Source organism: Streptomyces flavalbus, assembly GCF_042674625.1.
Classification (GTDB): Bacteria; Actinomycetota; Actinomycetes; order Streptomycetales; family Streptomycetaceae; genus Streptomyces; species Streptomyces flavalbus.
The window spans coordinates 3,023,888-3,041,539 of the sequence record NZ_JBHTEB010000001.1 but is presented as its reverse complement, the minus strand read 5'-3'; the positions used below and the strand labels follow the sequence as shown (position 1 = coordinate 3,041,539).

Genomic DNA, 17,652 nt, shown 5'->3' with positions numbered 1-17,652 from the left:
GTCCAGCGCGGGAGGCGTGGATGTCACTCAGGGCGGGGGTCGGCCGGGGTCTGGGGCCGTCCGGGAAAACTCTAGAACACCTGACCGGTCCGGGCCTAGAGACGAAAACCCGCACACCCTAGGGGTCGGCGTGCCCGGCCTCCCGGCGCAGCGCCGCGTCGTCCGCGGTGCGGTCGACCACCGCCGCCGCCACCTGCCGCAGGGGCACCTGGTGGCGGCGCGCGTACCGCCGCAGCGCCGTGAACGCGTCGTCGGGGGTGGTGCGCCAGCGCTCGGCGAGCATCCCCTTGGCCTGCTCGATCGGCACCCTGCTGGCCAGGGCCCGCTCCAACTGCTGGGCGCGGGCGCGGCACTGGTGGTACAGGGTGCGGTTGTGCAGTCCGAGGACCACCCCGTCGGCGAGGCTCTGCGCCAGCCGTGGCGCGGTCGCCCCGGTGGCGCCCGGCAGGAACACGTTCAGCGCGCCCAGCACCCGCTCACCGCGCCGCAGCGGCACCGCGAACGTCGCCGTGACCCCGTGCCGCAGCGCCCGCCGGGTGAACCCGGGCCACTGGACGACCGCCCGCGCCGACCCGAGAGCCACCGGCTCCACCGGCCGCCCGGCGCGGTAGCTGTCCAGGCAGGGCCCCTCCTCGCGCTGGACGGCCAGCAGTTCCAGCGCCAGCTCCTCGCGCGTGCCGCTCGCGGTCAGGGAGGTCACGCGCCCCTCGTCGAACAGCATGATCCCGGCGGCCCGCGCCGCCAGCAGCTCCACGCAGCGGTCCGCGAGCCGCCGTAACTGCCGCCCCTCGTCGACGTGTTCGGTGAGCGTGTCGGCCGCCTCGACCAGCGCGGCGGCGACCCGGAGTTCCCGGGTGCTGTCGTCCATGAACATGAACCGTTCGTCTCCCCTCAGGCTGTCACCGACCGACGTCAAGCCTGCCTCCGGCGTTCCTGGCCTGGGAGCGGCCTCGTCACCTATGTCAGGATTGAGGCTGGAACAGTGCACCCAAGGGGGAGTTGGATGTACGGCACGAGGGGGGCGGCCGGAGCGCGGGCGGCCATGGCGGCGCTGGGGGCGGCGCTGCTGGTCGCGGGGTGCTCCTCCGGCGACGGGGGCGGCGGAGACGGCGGCGCCGACGCGGGCGCCGGGATCACCCAGCAGCCCAAGGACGCCAACCCGTTCTGGGTCAATCCGGACGGCACCGCGGCCCAGCAACTCGCCACCTACGAGAAGTCGGGCAAGGACGCCGAGGCCGCGAAGATCCGCAGGATCGCCGAGCAGCCGACCGGCGAGTGGATCAGCCCCGACCAGCCCGAGCGGGACGCCCGCGGCTTCACCGAGGCCGCCGCGGCGGCCGACCGCACGGCGCTGCTCGTCCTCTACAACATCCCGCACCGCGACTGCGGCCAGTACTCCGGCGGCGGCGCCGCCGACGGCGACACCTACCGTGGCTGGATCGACGCGGTCGCCCAGGGCATCGCCGACCGCCCGGCGACGGTGATCCTCGAACCCGACGCCGTACTGCACCTGGTGGACGGCTGCACCCCGGGCGAGTTCCACGAGGAACGCTACGACGTCCTGAAGTACGCCGTCGGCAAGCTGAAGTCGCTGAAGTCCACCAAGGTCTACCTGGACGCGGGCAACGCGGGCTGGGGCAACCCCGACCAGATCTTCGAGCCGTTGCGGCGGGCGGGCGTCGACCAGGCCGACGGCTTCTCGGTGAACGTCTCCAACTTCTACTCCACCGAGGACTCCATCGCCTACGGCAAGAGCCTCTCCGCCAAGATCGGCGACAAGCCCTTCGTCATCGACACCAGCCGCAACGGCAACGGCCCGTACACCGCGGGCGACCCCGCCCAGAACTGGTGCAACCCCCCGGGCAGGGCCCTGGGCGAAACCCCGACCACAAAGACGGCCGACCCGTTGGTCGACGCCTACCTCTGGATCAAACGCCCAGGCGAATCAGACGGCGAATGCAAGGGCGGCCCAAGGGCGGGCGAGTGGTGGCCGGAGTACGCACTGAAGCTGGCGGACGGATAACTAAGGCACTCGAACCCACCGAGCCTCACTAGGCGTCCCCTCCCTGTCCGCGACGAACAGCATGTACCACCCACCCTGCACCAGGTTCCGATTCTTCGGCACGCTCACCGTGACCTCGTCCCCGGACGTCTCAAACTCCAGCGCGATCGACCGCTGGTCCACATCCGTCACATGCGTCGACGCACTCGGCCGGATCAACCGCGCCGACTTGATGGCCGAGGCGTCCTCCGAGCGGAACCTCCCGGACCCCCCGCGCTCGATGGACTCCGGCCCGCCGGAAAGGGAGGGCCGCGACCCCCCGTACAGATACGGCGGCGTGTAGATCTCGATCCGCTGCTCGAACTCCCCGGGCTTGCTGTTCGCCTTGTCCGCGTACAGCGAGTCGGAGCCGAAGAACATCACCCGCCCGTCGGGCAGCAGGATCGACCCGGAGTGGTAGTTCCGCCCCACCAGCGGATCGGCGACCCGCCGGAACGTGTTCGTCCGGGTGTCGTAGATCCGCGCCTGCCGGATGTCGGAGTCACCGCGCCCGCGGTAGTCCTCGGACCCACCGGAGACGAGAACCGTGTCGTCGGGCAGCACGGACGCCTGCGGGTACCGCGTCCCCTTCTCCAGCGGCGGTCCGTCCCGGAACCGCGGTTCGTCCTCCTTGAGGTCCACGAGCCGCGTCTTCGCACTGGACAGCGTGGACTCCCCGACCCCGCCACCGCCGATCACCAGGTACCGCTCGTCCTGCGCCGGGGGCAGCAGCACCGTGCCGGACGTCTCCATCCGGTCGGCGTCGCTCAGCCCGGGGATCTCGCGGAACGTGTTGGTGTCCACGTCCCAGACGCCGGGGTCGCGCCCCACGTCGTCCGGCCCGTAGCCCGCGTTGGAACCCGAGTAGAAGACCTTGCCGTTCCGCATCAGGAACAGCGCCGGGTACGTCGGGAACTGCCGGACCTTGTCGGTGTAGCTCCACTTCCTCGTCTCGGGGTCGTAGACCTCGTTCTTGCCCGGCACCAACTGGCCGATGTCGTCGAGCCCGGAGACGCTGAGGACCCTGCCGTCGCTGAGCGTGGTCAGCGTGGGGTACCAGCGGGCCTCGTTCATCGGGTCGACCTTGATGTACCTCTCGGCGACCGGGTCGAACTCGTAGGCGTCGCGGATGCCCTGGAAGTCCTTCTTGTCGAGCGCGAGCTTCTCCGCCATCCCGTAGGTGTTGCGCGCGTCGGCCCCGGACAGCCCCTGGACGCGGTAGTTGTCCTGGGTGCCGGTCTCGTACCTGGCGCCGGACCGCTGCGCCTCGATGTAGACACGGCCGAGCCCGGGGTCGTTGTGCAGGAACGCGCCGGTCTCCGGGTCGAACACCTTCTTCGCGCGCGGCACCAGCACCGGGTCCTTGGAGACGAACGTCTTGCCGTTCTCCCTGCCGGTGAACCTGGTGCCCGCGGGCAGCGTGATCGGCTTGTCCGGGTTCTCGTTGTGGACGACCATCAGGCCACCGGCCTTGGTGACGTCGCCCTTGAGCTTCTCGTACCGCTTGGTGCCGCCCGCGATCAGCAGGTTGCCGTCGGCGAGCTGGGTGTGGCCGGTGCAGAACAGGTCGTTGGGGGTGGGGACCTTCTTGACGGTGTTCCTCACCGGGTCCCAGACCCTGGTGTCGAACCGCTTCGCGTCGAAGTTCTCCTGGTCGTTCCCGGAGCCCGCGACGAGCAGCACCTTCCCGGTGCGCAGCAGCGCCGCGTGGATGGTGTTCTGCCGGTACTCCTCGGGGAACTCGACGATCTCCCAGTGGCCGTTCTCGGCTTTGTAGCCGGGTCTGTTGATCTGGTACTGGTGGTATTTCTCCGACCCGAAGCGGTACAGCCACGGCCCGTTCATCCCGGCCAGCGCGACCACCACCGCCGTCCCTATCGCGAGGCGACGGGCACGGCGGCGGCTGGCACGGTCCTTCATTCCTTACGTCCCCCCAGCCCGCCCAGGGCGATCCGCAGGGTCCGCTCGCTCTCCCCGGGGTCCGCGTCGGCCCAACTGGGCCGCTGCTGCGGGGTGTGCGCCGCGTACCGGGGCGCCGCGTCGCGCGGCTCGGGCACCGCCGTCGGCGCGGCGGGCCGACGGGGCAGCCCCCGCGGCGCGTGCCGCCAGGCGACGACCGGCGCCGCGGTGATCAGCAGCGCGAACGACGCCCAGACGATCATCGCGGGGTGCGCGTGGCCGAGCGTGAACCCGGCGGCGATCGAGCCCCCGAAGACCGCGATGAAGTACCAGTGGTAGCGGAAGGTGCCGAACCAGGTGTCCGGGCTGGCCGAGTCCCCCTTGGGGGTGACGACGAACCTGCTCTTGCGGCGCAGTACGGCGTCGACGAGGGCCTTGGCGTACAGCGGCGCCGACAGCGCGGACATCACCATGCCCGCCACCCCGCCGGAGCCCTCCGGCTCGTGCGGGGAGACGTTGTGGCGGCGGTTCCAGACGTAGAGGCCGATCTGGAGGGCGGTGGCGTTGCCGTAGAGCATCAGCCACACGGCGGGGTCGATGCTCACGCCCGAGGCGCCGAGGCCGAGGAACAGCACGCAGCTCAGCGCCGCGAGAATCCAGTTCAGGGCGGACATCGGATAGAAGATGATCATCATCGTGTAGTTGAAGAGCCTGCTCGGCGGCAGCGAGTACCAGCCCTTCCAGTACTGCTTGAGGATCGTCTCGTACGTCCCGCGCGACCAGCGCATCTGCTGGGTGAAGAAGTCCGTCCAGGCGTTCGGGCCCTCACCGACGGCGAGCACGTCCGGCGTGTAGACCGAGCGCCACTTGCGGCCGGTCGCCGGGTTCTTCGCGCGGTGCATCTCGAACCCGGTCGCCATGTCCTCGGTGATCGAGTCGTACAGCCCGCCGATCTGCTTGAGCGCCTTGACGCGTACGGCGTTGGAGGTGCCGACGAACATGGGCGCGCCGTACCTGTTGCCCGCGCGCTGGATCAGGGCGTGGAAGAGGAACTGCTGCGACTCGGCGGCCTTGGTGACGAAGTTGTCGTAGTTGCCGTACACCTGCGGGCCGATGACGAAGCCGACGTCCGGGTCGCGGAAGAAGCCGAGCATCCGCTCCAGGTAGTTGGGCAGCGGCACGTGGTCGGTGTCGACGGAGGCGAAGAAGTCGTAGTGGTCGCCGTGCGCGTCGAGCCAGGCGTTGTAGTTGCCGTGCTTGGTCCTCGCGCGGTGCGGGCCCTTGGCCTGGTTCCAGTGGGGGACGCCCTTGCGGGAGAAGTGGTGCACGCCGAGCCGCGCGCAGACCGCCTTGACCTCGGGGTCGTCGCCCTCGTCGAGCAGCCAGACGTGCAGCAGGCCCCGGTGGCGTATCCGCACCGCCGCCTCCAGGGTCCTCGTCACCATCTCCAGCGGCTCCTTGCCGGGCACGAAGGAGGTGAGGAAGGCGACGCGGGTGCCGGGCTCCGGCACCACCGGGACCGGGTCGCGGGCGACCAGGGTGGCGTGCGCGTTGGACAGCACGTTCATACAGCGGAAGAACTCGATCAGGCCGATCGAGACCAGCATCACGACGTCGAGCGCGGGCAGGAAGTCGTACTCGGCGTGGTCGCGTTCGGTCCAGTGCGAGGGCTGGAGCAGCCAGGCCAGCAGGACCAGCGACAGCAGCGGCGCGGCGGCCAGCATCAGCGCCACCCGTACGCGGTGCGGCTCCTGGGAGATCAGGGAGCGGTAGCGCACCCTGTACGGTCTGTTCGGATCGGGCTGGGTGAGGGGGCCCGCCAGTCGGCTGTAGTGCTCGTAGTCGTATCTCGGCAGCGACTTCCTGATCCGGCGGAAGGTGCCGGTGGTGCTCATCCGGTGGGTCGGCACCCGGAGCTGGGTGGTCGGTGACGGGTCCTGGTTCCGCCCGGCGCCCCTCGGCGTCGGCGTCGACGTCATGAGTCATCCCCCCACACGCTTGGTCAGTGCGTGTATGTCGGTTCCTGGCGTCCGTTCCAGTCCCCCGACCGGCACGGGCGTGTCAGTGGCGGGCGGCGGTCACCACGAGGTCTCCCCACCCTATAGACATGGACTGCCGCCTTCCGGTTCCTTCGGAAGTCGGCCGAGCGCTCGGACGGGCACGCGAAAGGCCCCCCGCTACCGCGGAGGGCCTTGCTGTCGGTGCGCCGCCAGGGACTCGAACCCCGGACCCGCTGATTAAGAGTCAGCTGCTCTAACCAACTGAGCTAGCGGCGCCTGCTGACGGCGTTAACTCTACATGACCTCCGGGGGTGCCCCGGACCACGGCGGCGGGGGACGGGTGGAAGCACGGGGGCGCCCGGCGGGGGCGCGTACATCGTTCGGACCGTCAACATGCGCGCCCGGCGGACAGTTGGAAAACTGATCAACACGCACAGCCGTGCACCAGCGTGAGCATGTCCCGCGGGAGTGTGAGGGAGGTCGCATGGAGCCACCGGTCTCCCGGCTCATCCAGAACGAGGCCACCACCGAGATCCCCGTCCACCTGCTGTTCCGTGACGAACCCGGGCCCGAGCCGGTCTCCGTGCCGCTCGGGCCCGCCGTCGTGACCGGCCGCCGCCGCCCCGCCGCGGCGAAGCCGCGCCCCGTGCCGGAGGTCGACCCGGAGCTGGTGGAGCGGCCCGCGCGGGTGCTGCCCGGGGCGGTGGGGGTGCTCGCCGGTGCCGTGGGGGCGGCCGGGTGCGCGGGCACGTCCTGGTGGGCGGGGCTGCTGCCGCCCGGGGCGGTGGCGGCGCTGGGGCTGCCCGCGTCCGCCGGGGCGGGGCCCGGTCCGGCGCAGTGGGCGGCGTACGCCGGGGCGGGGGCGCTCGGACTCCTCGGGTTCGGCGGGCTGGCGCGCGGGCGGACCGGGCGGGCCTGGGTGCTCGGGCTGTTCGGACGGTACCGGGGGACCGTGCGGCGGACGGGGCTGCTGTGGGTCAACCCGCTGCTGCTGCGCCGCCGGGTGGACGTCCGGCTGCGGCACTGGCGCAGCGAGCCGGTGCCCGCGGTCGACGGGGCGGGGGTGGCCGTGCGGGTGGCGGTGCTGGTGGTGTGGCGGGTGCGGGACACCGCGCGGGCGGTGCTTGGGGTCGAGGACTACGAGCGGTATCTGCGGGAGTGCGTGGAGGCGGCGCTGGTCAGGGCGCCGGTGGCGGGTCCTGGCGCCGCCGCGGGCGTGGCCGGGGAGGCGCTGACCCGGCTGGTGGCGCCGGAGGCCGCGGCGGTGGGCGTCGAGGTGTGCTCGGTGCGGCCGGTGCGGGTGGAGTACCCGCCCGAGGTGGCCGCCGCGACGCACCGGCGCCGGATCACCGAGCTGGACGCCCGGCACCGGGCGAGCGTGCTGACCTCGGTGGTGGACTCCGTGGAGGACACGGTGACCCGGCTGACCGTGCGGGGTCTGGTGGCGCTGGACGACGGCGAACGCAAGGCGCTGGTGAAGGACCTGACGGTGGCGTTCTGCGCCGGGCGGGGCGGTGAGGCGGGGCCCTGAGGCACGGGGCGGGCGGCCCCGGAACGCGTCCCGCGATTGGTATGGACATGTTCAAGGGTCAGCCATAATCTGGGACTTGGTCTAGACCTGCACGGCTCACTGATCTTCCCCCACGTCCCAGGAGCGGCAGTATGCACCGAAAGACCAAGTTGTCCGCCGCGCTGGTGGGTCTCGCCACCACCGGCGCCCTCGTGCTCTCCTCCGGTGGAGCCAGTGGTCACGGCTACACCGACCTCCCCATCAGCAGGCAGAAGCTGTGCCAGAACGGCACGGTCACCAACTGCGGCGCCATCCAGTGGGAGCCGCAGAGCGTCGAGGGGCCCAAGGGCTTCCCGTCCTCCGGGCCCGCCGACGGCCGGATCTGCTCCGCGGGCAACACGCCGTTCGCCGCGCTCGACAGCCCGCGCACGCCCTCGGGCGGCGCCTGGCCGACGACGCGGGTGAGCGGCGGGCAGAGCTACACCTTCCGCTGGCAGTTCACGGCGATGCACGCCACGACCGACTTCAAGTACTACGTCACCAAGCCGGGCTGGAACCAGGACCACGCGCTGGCCCGCTCCGACCTCAACCTGACCCCGTTCCTGACGGTCCCCTACGGCGGTCAGCGCCCGCCGTCGACGCTCTCGCACAGCGGCACCCTGCCGTCCGGGCTGAGCGGACACCACGTGATCCTCGCGGTGTGGACGGTCCACGACACCGGCAACGCCTTCTACGCCTGCTCGGACGTCACCTTCTGACGGGCGGCCCGCACGGGCGCACGACAAGGGGCCCCCGCCTGAAGCGAGGGCCCCTCATACCGTGCGCCGCCAGGGACTCGAACCCCGGACCCGCTGATTAAGAGTCAGCTGCTCTAACCAACTGAGCTAGCGGCGCATGACTCCCGCCGTCCGCTTGACCTGCGCCTCGCGGCGGCGACGGAGAAAATACTACCTGGTCCACGGGGGTGGTCCCGACCACGCGCACGAAGGCTCAGATCGCCAGCGACAGCAGTACCGGCGCCGCGTTCCGGTTCAGGGCGTCGGCGGCGCGGCGCAGCCGGTGGGCGTGCTCCACCGGCAGGGACAGCGCCAGACAGCCCGCCGTGGCACCCGCGGTGAGCGGCACGGCCGCGCAGACCGTGCCGACCGCGTACTCCTGGAGGTCCAGGACGGGCACCGTCGGCGGCTGCGACTCCAGCCGGGACAGCAGCAGCCTGTCGCTGGTGATCGTGCGCGAGGTCAGCCGGGCCATCTTGTGCCGGTGCAGATGGTCCCGGCGGCCGTTGTGGTCGAGCTGGCCCAGCAGGCTCTTGCCGATCGCGGTGGCGTGCGCGCAGGAGCGGAAGTCGACCCACTCGTTCACCTTGGGGGTGGCCGGGCCGTCCGCGTACTGGTCGATGCTGATCTCGCCGTCGACGTAACGGCTGATGTAGACGGCCGCGCCCACCGAGTCGCGCAGCCGGTCCAGGGTGCCCTGGAGCTGCTCGCGCAGGGCCCGGTCACGGCCCTGGGCGGAGCTGAGGCGGGTCAGCGCCGCGCCGGTGGCGTACGTGCCGTCGGCGATCTGCTCGACGTACCCCTCACGGCGCAGCATCCGCAGGAGCGTGGTCAGGCGCTCCGTGCCGAGGCCGGTGTGACGGGCGATCTCGGTGTCGGTGACTCCGGTGGAGCGCCGCGCCACCGTCTCCAGGACGCGCAGGGCGTCCTGGGCCGAGTGGTACGGCGCGGTCGGCTCGTGCTGAAGCGCCACGGTGTTCCCCCTGCGCGCTCGCGGTGCGGGCCTCGGTCCGGTCGGTGGGTCGGGTTCGGGTCGGCGGTGGGCCGCTGATCCGGCGGCCGGATCCTTTCCACGATAACCGCCCGGAAGCGCTCGGTGAGCGGATGTTCACAACATTGCGGGGCCACCGGAGCGGAGCCGGTCCCCCTGGCATATGCCGAGCGGACCGGCGCCGCCGGTAACCTCACAGCACCGCGCTGAGGAAGGCGCGCGTGCGTTCGTGCTCCGGCTCACCGAAGATCCTCTCCGGCGGGCCGGACTCGATGATCTTGCCGGAGTCGAACATCATCACCCGGTCGGAGATGTCCCGGGCGAAGTTCATCTCGTGGGTGACGCAGAGCAGGGTGATGTCGGTGGTGTGCGCGATGTCCCGCAGGACGTCGAGCACCCCGGCCACCAGCTCCGGGTCGAGGGCCGAGGTCACCTCGTCCAGGAGGAGGATCTCCGGCCGCATGGCCAGCGCCCGCGCGATCGCCACCCGCTGCTGCTGGCCGCCCGACAACTGGGTGGGGTGCGCGGTGATCTTCTCCTCCAGGCCCACCAGCCGGAGCAGGTCCCGGGCCCGCTCCTCGGCCTCCGCGCGCTCCATGCCGAGCACGTTGACGGGGGCCTCGGTGATGTTCTGGAGCACGTTCATGTTCGGGAACAGGTTGAACTGCTGGAAGACCATGCCGATCTTCTTGCGGATCTCCCGCTGGTGCCGCTCGTTGGCGGGTTTCAGCGTCCCGCCCGGACCCGGCATGTGGCTCAGCGGCTGCCCGTCGACGTGGATCGTGCCGCCGCTGACCTTCTCCAGGGTCATCAGCAGCCGCAGGATCGTGGTCTTGCCGGAGCCGCTCGGCCCGATCAGGGTCACGTGCTGGCCGCGCTCGACGGTCAGGTCCAGATGGTCGAGGACCACATGGGCGCCGTAGCGCTTGACCACCTGGTCGAACGCCACCAGGTGCCCGGGGGCCGCCGCGGCGCCGGTGGGCGCGCGGTCCTCGGGGGTCGTCTTCTGCAGGGGGTCGTCAGTGGCCAAGACGCTTCTCCAGCTTTCTCATCAGCAGCGAGGTCGGATAGCTCGCCGCCAGGAAGATCAGGCCCGCGAGGGTGAACGCCTCGGCGTACACGAAGTGGGTCGCGCCGTACTCGCGGGCTTCGGCGACCATCTCCTGGACCGTGATCACGGCCAGGAACGGGGTCTCCTTGAACATCGAGATGGCGTAGTTGCCGAGCGCGGGCAGCACGTTGCGCACCGCCTGCGGCAGGATCACCGCCTGCCAGGTGCGGCGCCGCGACATCGACAGCGCCCGGCACGCCTCCCACTGGCCCTTCGGCACGGCGTCGATGCCGGACCGGTACACCTCGGAGAGGTAGGCGGCGTAGTGGATGCCAAGCACGGTGATGCCGATGGTCAGCGGCTCGACGGTGTTGAAGACCGCGTACGCGCCCACCAGTTGCACCAGCAGCGGCGTGGACCGCACGAACTCGGTCAGGGCCCGCACCGGCACCGTCACCCACCGGGACGGCGCCCGTCCCGCCATCGCGACGACGAGTCCCAGGACGGCGGCGACGGCGGTGCCGAGGACGGTGGCGAGCAGGGTGGTCTTGAAGCCCTCCCAGAGCAACGGCCACGCGTCGGCGACCGCGCCCCAGTCCCATTCGTAGTTCACAGCGAGCCTCCCGCCGTCATCGAGGGCCGCTCGGCGGCCTCAGCGGTCCGGGGGCGCAGCAGGCCCCTGGCCGGGGTGCCCCGGCCGAGGCGGGACTTGGCGTGCCGCTCCAGCAGGTTCATCAGCAGCGTCAGCGCGTAGGCGAGGACGAAGTAGATCACCAGCAGCGTCACGTACGCCCAGGTGGTCTCACCAGTGCGGTCGCGCATCTGCTGCACCACGGACGTCAGCTCGGCCGCGGAGATCAGCCACAGCAGCGGCGTGCACTTCAGGAGCTGGATCAGCAGGTTGGTGAACGGCGGGATCATCTGCACCCACGCCTGCGGCAGGATCACCCGCCGCATCCGCTGCGCCGGCGTCATGTTCAGCGCGAGGGCCGCCTCCCACTGCGCCTTCGGTACGGCGTTCAGGGCGCCGCGCACCACCTCGGAGCCGTACGCCCCGTAGTTCATGCCGAACGCCAGCACCCCGCAGAACAGCGGCGTCAGCTCGTAGCCGAACATCAGCGGGAAGGCGTAGTACAGCCAGAAGAGCTGGACGTACAGCGAGGTGCCGCGGAAGAACTCCACGATCACCCGGGAGGTGCCCCGCACCAGCACGGGGCGGGAGTTCGCCATGAAGCCGAAGACGAAGGACAGGGCGAGGGCGACGGCGGCGCCGAAGACCGTCGCGGAGACCGTCACCCAGAGCCCCGACCACACGTCCGGCAGGTGGTCGAAGAAGTACGTGTAGAAGTCACCCATGCGTGAGAGGTCCCGTCAGGCCTTGCACAGCTCGGCGGTCTTCAGGTCGGCGGGCGGGATGGTGTCCTTGCCGAAGCCGTACTCGCCGACCAGCTGCACATAGCGGTCCGGGTCCGAGGTGATCTTCTTCAGCTCCCGGTTGAAGGCGTCCCGCAGGTCCTCGCTGCCCTTGCGGAACACGGCGCCGCCGGGGCTGTACTGCTTGACCCCGTCGACCTCCGGCACGAAGGACTCGGTGACCTCAAGGCCGGAGTTGTTCCTGGCGAGCCAGTTCAGGGAGATGCCGGTCAGCAGGAAGGCGTCGATCCGGCCGCCCTTGACGGCGTCGGCGCCGTCCTGCGGCTTCTGGAGCGTCTTGATGTCGCCCTCGGCTATCCCGGCGGCGGTGGCGTAGTTCTTCTCCACGGCCCCCGACATCACGCCGATGCTCGCCCCGGCCTCCTTCGCCGACGCCAGGTCGGTGATGCCCTTGGGGTTGCCCTTCTTCACCATCAGCGCGGTCGGCGAGATGAACTCGGGCTCGGAGAACAGGGCCTTCTCACAGCGCTCCGGGATGATCGCCATGCCCGCGCTGATCACGTCGTACTTGCCCGCCTGGAGCCCCGGGATCAGCCCGTCCCACTCGGAGAACGTGGGCCGCAGCTCCTCCACCCCGAGCGCCTTGAAGATCTCCGCGTGCAGGGTCGGCGCCTCCCCCTTGAGGTCCCCGTTCTCCTCGTACCCGTACGGCGCCTCGTTGGCGTAGGCGACCTTCACATAGCCCTGCTTCTTGAGCTGGTCCAGCCGCGACCCCTCACCGTCGCCCGCAGCGTCGGTCTTGCTGCAGGCCGTGATCAGTCCGGGCACGGCGACGGCACCGCCGACGGCCGCGGTTCTGGTGAGGAAACCCCTGCGGGACAGGTTCGGGAACTGCGTCATGGACGTGCAACCTCCAGAGTCTCGCCAACGTGCGGACGGCCAGTGGGGGCGCCTGCCCGATGGCCGGGGGGTATGCCCCGCGACCGGGGGATGTGATGCAACGGTGACCTGGAGGAGACCGGTCCGTGTTCGGGGGCGTCGTGTTCCTCGCCCGCTCGGTGCGGGCGGCGCGTCACCGTTCCGAGCCATCGATGTGCGTCTCCCCCCCGGCTGGGGTACGGTGATCACACGCCGGTCGGCGGGGTGGAAGCCCTACAGGCCGGTGGTGCGTTGGTGGTCCAAGTCAAGACGCCCCACTTCCTGTGGGGAGATGCAGGTGCAAGCCCTGCCCGGCGCTCTGGATGAACGCTGAACGCGATGAGCCCCGGTTCCGGGAAACGGAACCGGGGCTCATCGCGTTCGAGGTGCCCTCAGACGACCTGGACCAGGGGCTCGCGGGTGAACAGCGCGCCGAGGCGCGGGGCGTTCACGCGGCGGTCCGCCAGGCGGAGGGCCTCCCAGACCGTCACCTGGTTGGCCGTCAGGATGGGTTTGCCCAGGTCCTTCTCGATGGCGGGGATGTGTGCCGCCGTGTGCAGGGCCGTGTCCGGCAGCAGGAGGACCTCCGCGTCCGGGCGGTCGGCCGCGCGGGCCAGCGCCGCGACCTCCGCCTCGCCCCAGGTGCCGACCTCCGCCGCGGTGACGACGCCGGAGCTGTGCACGCCGACGACCTCCAGGCCGCCGGTGCGCAGGAAGTCCGCGAAGAGCTGGGCCACGTCCTCCGGGTAGGTCGCGCCGACGGCGACCCGGCGCGCGCCCAGCTCCCGTACCGCGTGCACGAAGGCGAACGAGGTGGAGGACGCCGCCATGCCCGCCGTACGCGCGAGCGCCCGGACCTGTTCGTGGGCGCCCTCCCAGCCGTGCACGAAGCTGCCGCTGGTGCAGGCCCACACCACCGCCTCCGCGCCGGTGAGCCGGAGTTCCTCGACCCCGGCCGCGAGGCGCTCGGGGGAGCCCATCTCACGCAGGGCGTCCACGCGGTGCGCGTCCTCCCCGATGTCGGTGTGCACCAGGTCCACCCGGATGTCGCTGCCCAGGAGTTGTTCGATGCGTGGGTAGTCGTCCTCGGCGGAGTGGCCCGGGTAGAGGAATCCCAGTGCTGTCATGTCCAGCCTTCCCTACGTGTTCGTCATTCCGGCGCTTCGGGGACCTCCGGCGCCGCCCTCGGCACGTCCGGTGCCTCCGGCAGGTCGGGACCGCCGCGCGCCGCCGGGTCCGTCAGCGCCTGGTACGGCCCCACGGCACGGGTACCCAGTCGGCGCAGCGCCGCCCACATCGTCACTTGGTTGGCCGAGATCACCGGTATCCGCAGCTCCGCCTCCAACTGCGGGATGACGTCGTACGTGGGCAGGTTGGTGCAGGAGATGAACAGGGCCTGCGCGGTGCCGGGGCGGCTCACCGCCTGCCGGGCCATGGCGGCGACCTCCCGGTACGGCACCTTCCAGATGTGCCGGGTCAGGCCCATGAAGGCGCAGCCCGCGACCGTGACCCCGGCCTGAGCGACGTACGCCTCAAGGGACCGGGTCACGGACACGGTGTACGGCGTGACCAGCGCGATCCGGCGCACGCCCAGCTCGGTCAGCGCCTCCAGCAGGGCGCCGGAGGTGGTCACCGCGGGGACCGTGCCCGCGCGGACCATCGCCTCGCACATCGCGCGCTCGCCCGCGAGCCCGCCGACGAAGCTGCCGGAGGTGCAGGCGTAGGCGACGACCTCCGGGGCGACGGTGATCAGGGTGCGCACCGCCTCGCCCAGCGTCTCGTGCTCGCTGACCAGCCGGGCCAGGTCCAGGCTGACCTCCACCGGGACGTACGGGGTGCGGGTGACGTGCAGGGAGACCTCGTCCGGCACCCAGCGCCACAGCTCGCGGTCGAGCGCGAAGTCGAAGGGGGCCACGACGCCGACTCCCCGCTGGGGAGCGGGCCCGCCGAGAAAGGTAAGGTCCATAGCCACGCACCGGCCTTACGCTGCGAAGTGGAACGGCGACGGACCGTGCGCCACGGCCGTGTTGACGAAGGTAGGTTCCGGTGCGAGCGTGGTCAATCCGCCCGCGTCACCACCAGGTCAACACCTGGTTAATGTCGTTGCAAGCCGGTGCCCACCTAGCGCGGAGACGCTGCTGCCGATGACCCTCCCCACCCTCCTGGTGCTGGACGCCGAACCACCGCCCCGCCTCGGACGGCTCACCGGCCGGGTGCGGGTCGAGCACGCGGACGCGACCACGCTCGCCGAGCGGCTGCCGTCCGCCGACGTGCTGCTGGTGTGGGACTTCACCTCGCACGCCGTGCGCGAGGCGTGGCCGGGCGACGGGCCCCGGCCGCGCTGGGTGCACACGGCGAGCGCGGGCGTGGACCATCTGATGTGCCCGGAACTCGCCGCGTCCGACACGGTGGTGACCAACGCGCGCGGCGTCTTCGACCAGCCCATCGCCGAGTACGTCGCCGCGCTGGTCCTCGCCATGGCGAAGGACCTGCCGCGCACCTGGGAACTCCAGCGCGGGCGGACCTGGCGCCACCGGGAGAGCCAGAAGGTCGCCGGGACGCGCGCCGTGGTGGTCGGCTCGGGGCCGATCGGGCGGGCGATCGTGGCCGTGCTCAAGGCGCTCGGCGTCACCACCGCCCTGGTCGGCCGCACCCCGCGCACCGGTGTCCACGGGCCGCGGGACCTGGACCGGCTGCTGGCCCGCGCGGACTGGGTGGTCGCGGCGGCGCCGCTGACCGACGACACGCGCGGGATGTTCGACGCCCGGCGGTTCGGGGTGATGCAGCCGTCCGCGCGGTTCGTCAACATCGGCCGCGGCGGGCTCGTCGACGCGGACGCGCTCGCGGACGCGCTGGCCAGGCGGTGGATCGCGGGGGCCGCCCTGGACGTGTTCGAGCGGGAGCCGCTGCCGCCGGACAGCCCGCTGTGGGACGTGCCGGGGCTGATCGTCTCCCCGCACATGAGCGGGGACACGGTCGGCTGGCGGGACGAACTCGGCGCGCAGTTCGTGGAGATGTACGAGCGGTGGGAGAAGGGCAGGCCGCTGCCGAACGTCGTCGACAAGCGCCGGGGATACGTCCCTGGTCACTGAGGCTCCCTGGAGGGTGGATGACCGACCTCGACCTCACCGCACTGACCGCCGTACGGCTGCTGCGCGGCTACCGAGAGGGCGAGTTCAGCCCGGTCGACGTGGCGCGGGCCGCGCTGGAGCGGGCCGGGCGCATCCAGCCGGAGGTCAACGCCTTCGTCCGGCTGACCGGCGAGGACGCGCTCGCGCGGGCCCGGGAGTCGGAGGAGCGGTGGCGGCGCGGGGAGCCGTGCGGGCGGCTGGACGGGGTGCCGGTCACGGTGAAGGACATCCTGCTGACGCGCGGTCACCCCACCCTGCGCGGCTCGCGCGCCGTCTCCGCCGACGGCCGCTGGGAGGAGGACGCGCCGTCCGTGGCCCGGCTGCGGGAGCACGGTGCCGTCTTCCTGGGGAAGACCACGACGCCCGAGTACGGCTGGAAGGGCGTCACCGACTCCCCGCTGAGCGGTGTCACCCGCAACCCCCACGACCACTCCCGTACCGCGGGCGGCTCCAGCGGGGGCGCGGCGGCGGCCGTGGCGCTGGGCGCGGGGCCGCTGGCGCTCGGCACGGACGGCGGCGGGAGCGTGCGCATCCCGGCCGCGTTCTGCGGGATCTTCGCGCTGAAGCCGACGTACGGCAGGGTGCCGCTGTACCCGGCGAGCGCGTTCGGCACGCTGGCGCACGTGGGGCCGATGACGCGGGACGCGGCGGACGCGGCGCTGCTCCTCGACGTGATCGGGGTGCCGGACGCCCGGGACTGGTCGGCGCTGGGTCCGCCGCCGGGGTCGTACGAGACGGCACTCACCGGCGGGGTGCGCGGGCTGCGGGTGGCGTACTCGCCGTCGCTGGGCGGTCAGGTGGCGGTCGCTCCCGCGGTGGCGGCGGCGGTGCGGGCGGCGGTGGAGCGGCTGGCGGAGCTGGGCGCGCACGTGACCGAGGCCGACCCGGACCTCACCGACCCGGTGGACGCCTTCCACACCCTGTGGTTCAGCGGGGCGGCGCGGGTGACGCAGCACCTGGACGAGCGGCGCCGCGCGCTGCTGGACCCCGGCCTGCGGGAGATCTGCGCGCGGGGGGCGCGGTACTCGGCGCTGGACTACCTCGCCGCGGTCGACGTCCGCATGGACCTGGGGCGCCGCATGGGCCGCTTCCACGAGTCGTACGACCTGCTGGTCACGCCGACGCTGCCGATCACGGCGTTCGAGGCGGGGGTGGAGGTCCCGAAGGGGTCGGGCCAGCGCCGCTGGACCTCCTGGACGCCGTTCACCTACCCCTTCAACCTGACCCAGCAGCCCGCCGCGAGCGTCCCGGTCGGCACCGACTCGGATGGACTGCCGATCGGCCTCCAGCTCGTGGCGGCCAGGCACCGCGACGACCTGGTCCTGCGCGCGGCGCACGGGCTGTACGAGGCGGGTACGGCGGCGGCGCTCAGGCCCGGCGGAAGCTGAGCGTCTCCCCGGCCGCGCCGGAGCGCCACAGGTCGTTGCACGCCTCCGCCATCGCGTCCAGCCCGTCCACGACCTGCCCCCAGACGATGCCGGGCACCCAGCCGACGTCCCCGTTGAGCAGCAGGTTGTTGCGCTCGTAGAAGAGGGCGAGGTCGACGAGGGTGGCGCCGGGGGTGACCTCGCGGTCGTAGCCGTAGGCCCGGGTGCCGAGTTCGGCGCCCGCGAAGGTGAAGTAGCACAGGTCGCCGGGGATGGGGGTGACCGTCGGGTTCTCCAGCGGGGGCTCCGCGGGGGCGAACGGCGGGAACAGGGCGTAGATCTCGTTGCGGGCGTACTTGGCGTGGTAGACGTCGCCGCTGAGCGGCAGGGCGTCCCAGACCGCGGCACAGGTGACCGGCGCACGGTCGTCGAGGAGCCGCGCGGCACAGCGGACGCCACGCTTGGCGAGGGACAGTTCCAGGAAGCGTTCGGCCATGGGGGGACCCTCCCCGCGGACGGTCACTCCTACCCTCCCGTACGACACGGGGTCGTCCCGTTCCGGGTGGAGCGCGCGCTCCCTGCCCACCCCCACCA

At 71.7% G+C, this 17,652-nt stretch carries 16 protein-coding genes and 2 tRNA genes; 5 read left to right on the top strand and 13 right to left on the bottom strand.

Annotated features, from left to right (window positions below):
• Positions 1–118: 118 nt before the first annotated feature.
• Positions 119–868, bottom strand: coding sequence for an ANTAR domain-containing protein (locus ACFQZ6_RS13535; protein WP_381608036.1), 750 nt, complete (start codon positions 866–868; stop codon positions 119–121).
• Between the two features lie 135 nt (positions 869–1,003).
• Here ACFQZ6_RS13535 and ACFQZ6_RS13530 point away from each other — a divergent pair, with 135 nt between their 5' ends.
• A complete protein-coding gene (locus ACFQZ6_RS13530; RefSeq protein WP_381608034.1) occupies positions 1,004–2,023 on the top strand; it encodes a glycoside hydrolase family 6 protein in 1,020 nt (339 codons plus the stop codon).
• Here ACFQZ6_RS13530 and ACFQZ6_RS13525 read toward each other — a convergent pair whose 3' ends face one another.
• From ACFQZ6_RS13525 to ACFQZ6_RS13515, 3 genes are all read right to left on the bottom strand, one after another.
• A complete protein-coding gene (locus ACFQZ6_RS13525; RefSeq protein ID WP_381608032.1) occupies positions 2,024–3,961 on the bottom strand; it encodes a galactose oxidase-like domain-containing protein in 1,938 nt (645 codons plus the stop codon).
• Positions 3,958–5,919 carry a glycosyltransferase family 2 protein gene (locus ACFQZ6_RS13520; protein WP_381608030.1) on the bottom strand — a complete coding sequence of 654 codons (1,962 nt, stop codon included), beginning with the start codon at positions 5,917–5,919 and terminating at the stop codon, positions 3,958–3,960. Before ACFQZ6_RS13520 ends, ACFQZ6_RS13525 begins: the two co-directional genes overlap by 4 nt.
• Positions 5,920–6,142: 223 nt before the next feature.
• Positions 6,143–6,216 (bottom strand) — tRNA-Lys (locus tag ACFQZ6_RS13515).
• A gap of 208 nt (positions 6,217–6,424) precedes the next feature.
• Between ACFQZ6_RS13515 and ACFQZ6_RS13510 the strand changes: the two genes are divergently transcribed.
• The gene (locus ACFQZ6_RS13510) at positions 6,425–7,471 is read left to right on the top strand and encodes an SPFH domain-containing protein (protein ID WP_381608029.1); all 1,047 of its coding nucleotides are present in this window, start codon (positions 6,425–6,427) and stop codon (positions 7,469–7,471) included.
• A 131-nt stretch (positions 7,472–7,602) separates the two neighbouring features.
• A complete protein-coding gene (locus tag ACFQZ6_RS13505; RefSeq protein ID WP_381608027.1) occupies positions 7,603–8,208 on the top strand; it encodes a lytic polysaccharide monooxygenase auxiliary activity family 9 protein in 606 nt (201 codons plus the stop codon).
• 62 nt (positions 8,209–8,270) lie between these two features.
• Here ACFQZ6_RS13505 and ACFQZ6_RS13500 read toward each other — a convergent pair.
• The 8 genes from ACFQZ6_RS13500 to ACFQZ6_RS13465 all read right to left on the bottom strand — a co-directional run bounded on the left by ACFQZ6_RS13500 (position 8,271) and on the right by ACFQZ6_RS13465 (position 14,526).
• Positions 8,271–8,344: transfer RNA gene (locus ACFQZ6_RS13500), tRNA-Lys, on the bottom strand.
• 96 nt (positions 8,345–8,440) lie between these two features.
• Positions 8,441–9,199 (bottom strand): IclR family transcriptional regulator, encoded by a 759-nt coding sequence (locus tag ACFQZ6_RS13495; protein WP_381608025.1) that lies wholly within the window; start codon positions 9,197–9,199, stop codon positions 8,441–8,443.
• A gap of 211 nt (positions 9,200–9,410) precedes the next feature.
• Positions 9,411–10,247 (bottom strand): ectoine/hydroxyectoine ABC transporter ATP-binding protein EhuA, encoded by an 837-nt coding sequence (gene ehuA / locus ACFQZ6_RS13490; RefSeq protein ID WP_381608023.1) that lies wholly within the window; start codon positions 10,245–10,247, stop codon positions 9,411–9,413.
• Complete coding sequence (gene ehuD / locus ACFQZ6_RS13485; protein ID WP_381608020.1) at positions 10,237–10,881, bottom strand: ectoine/hydroxyectoine ABC transporter permease subunit EhuD; 645 nt, start codon at positions 10,879–10,881, stop codon at positions 10,237–10,239. The genes ehuA and ehuD overlap by 11 nt, the downstream gene beginning before the upstream one ends.
• Complete coding sequence (gene ehuC, locus ACFQZ6_RS13480) at positions 10,878–11,624, bottom strand: ectoine/hydroxyectoine ABC transporter permease subunit EhuC (protein ID WP_381608018.1); 747 nt, start codon at positions 11,622–11,624, stop codon at positions 10,878–10,880. The genes ehuD and ehuC overlap by 4 nt, the downstream gene beginning before the upstream one ends.
• Positions 11,625–11,639: 15 nt before the next feature.
• Entirely contained in the window at positions 11,640–12,542 is a 903-nt protein-coding gene (gene ehuB / locus ACFQZ6_RS13475) for an ectoine/hydroxyectoine ABC transporter substrate-binding protein EhuB (protein ID WP_381608016.1), read from the bottom strand.
• Between the two features lie 410 nt (positions 12,543–12,952).
• Positions 12,953–13,687, bottom strand: a complete 735-nt coding sequence (locus tag ACFQZ6_RS13470; RefSeq protein ID WP_381608014.1) for a maleate cis-trans isomerase family protein — start codon at positions 13,685–13,687, stop codon at positions 12,953–12,955.
• A gap of 23 nt (positions 13,688–13,710) precedes the next feature.
• Positions 13,711–14,526 carry a maleate cis-trans isomerase family protein gene (locus ACFQZ6_RS13465; RefSeq protein WP_381608012.1) on the bottom strand — a complete coding sequence of 272 codons (816 nt, stop codon included), beginning with the start codon at positions 14,524–14,526 and terminating at the stop codon, positions 13,711–13,713.
• A 178-nt stretch (positions 14,527–14,704) separates the two neighbouring features.
• Between ACFQZ6_RS13465 and ACFQZ6_RS13460 the strand changes: the two genes are divergently transcribed.
• Together ACFQZ6_RS13460 and ACFQZ6_RS13455 are read left to right on the top strand one after the other, a co-directional pair.
• Positions 14,705–15,652 (top strand): D-2-hydroxyacid dehydrogenase, encoded by a 948-nt coding sequence (locus ACFQZ6_RS13460; protein WP_381608010.1) that lies wholly within the window; start codon positions 14,705–14,707, stop codon positions 15,650–15,652.
• A 17-nt stretch (positions 15,653–15,669) separates the two neighbouring features.
• On the top strand, positions 15,670–17,079 hold the full coding sequence (locus ACFQZ6_RS13455; protein ID WP_381608008.1) for an amidase: 1,410 nt from the start codon (positions 15,670–15,672) through the stop codon (positions 17,077–17,079).
• Here ACFQZ6_RS13455 and ACFQZ6_RS13450 read toward each other — a convergent pair.
• Positions 17,060–17,554: a DUF3830 family protein gene (locus ACFQZ6_RS13450; RefSeq protein ID WP_381608006.1), complete on the bottom strand. Its 495-nt coding sequence runs from the start codon at positions 17,552–17,554 to the stop codon at positions 17,060–17,062. The two genes, ACFQZ6_RS13455 and ACFQZ6_RS13450, sit on opposite strands and share 20 nt — an antisense overlap.
• Between the last annotated feature and the right edge of the window lie 98 nt (positions 17,555–17,652).

Coding starts and splice junctions, on each gene's coding strand:
- ACFQZ6_RS13525 (WP_381608032.1), bottom strand. CDS start 3,961: ATGAAGGACCGTGCCAGCCGCCGCCGTGCCCGTCGCCTCGCGATAGGG.
- ehuC (WP_381608018.1), bottom strand. CDS start 11,624: ATGGGTGACTTCTACACGTACTTCTTCGACCACCTGCCGGACGTGTGG.
- ACFQZ6_RS13455 (WP_381608008.1), top strand. CDS start 15,670: ATGACCGACCTCGACCTCACCGCACTGACCGCCGTACGGCTGCTGCGC.
- ACFQZ6_RS13450 (WP_381608006.1), bottom strand. CDS start 17,554: ATGGCCGAACGCTTCCTGGAACTGTCCCTCGCCAAGCGTGGCGTCCGC.
- ACFQZ6_RS13510 (WP_381608029.1), top strand. CDS start 6,425: ATGGAGCCACCGGTCTCCCGGCTCATCCAGAACGAGGCCACCACCGAG.
- ACFQZ6_RS13520 (WP_381608030.1), bottom strand. CDS start 5,919: ATGACGTCGACGCCGACGCCGAGGGGCGCCGGGCGGAACCAGGACCCG.
- ACFQZ6_RS13530 (WP_381608034.1), top strand. CDS start 1,004: ATGTACGGCACGAGGGGGGCGGCCGGAGCGCGGGCGGCCATGGCGGCG.
- ACFQZ6_RS13535 (WP_381608036.1), bottom strand. CDS start 868: ATGGACGACAGCACCCGGGAACTCCGGGTCGCCGCCGCGCTGGTCGAG.
- ehuB (WP_381608016.1), bottom strand. CDS start 12,542: ATGACGCAGTTCCCGAACCTGTCCCGCAGGGGTTTCCTCACCAGAACC.
- ACFQZ6_RS13460 (WP_381608010.1), top strand. CDS start 14,705: ATGACCCTCCCCACCCTCCTGGTGCTGGACGCCGAACCACCGCCCCGC.
- ACFQZ6_RS13465 (WP_381608012.1), bottom strand. CDS start 14,526: ATGGACCTTACCTTTCTCGGCGGGCCCGCTCCCCAGCGGGGAGTCGGC.
- ACFQZ6_RS13470 (WP_381608014.1), bottom strand. CDS start 13,687: ATGACAGCACTGGGATTCCTCTACCCGGGCCACTCCGCCGAGGACGAC.
- ACFQZ6_RS13505 (WP_381608027.1), top strand. CDS start 7,603: ATGCACCGAAAGACCAAGTTGTCCGCCGCGCTGGTGGGTCTCGCCACC.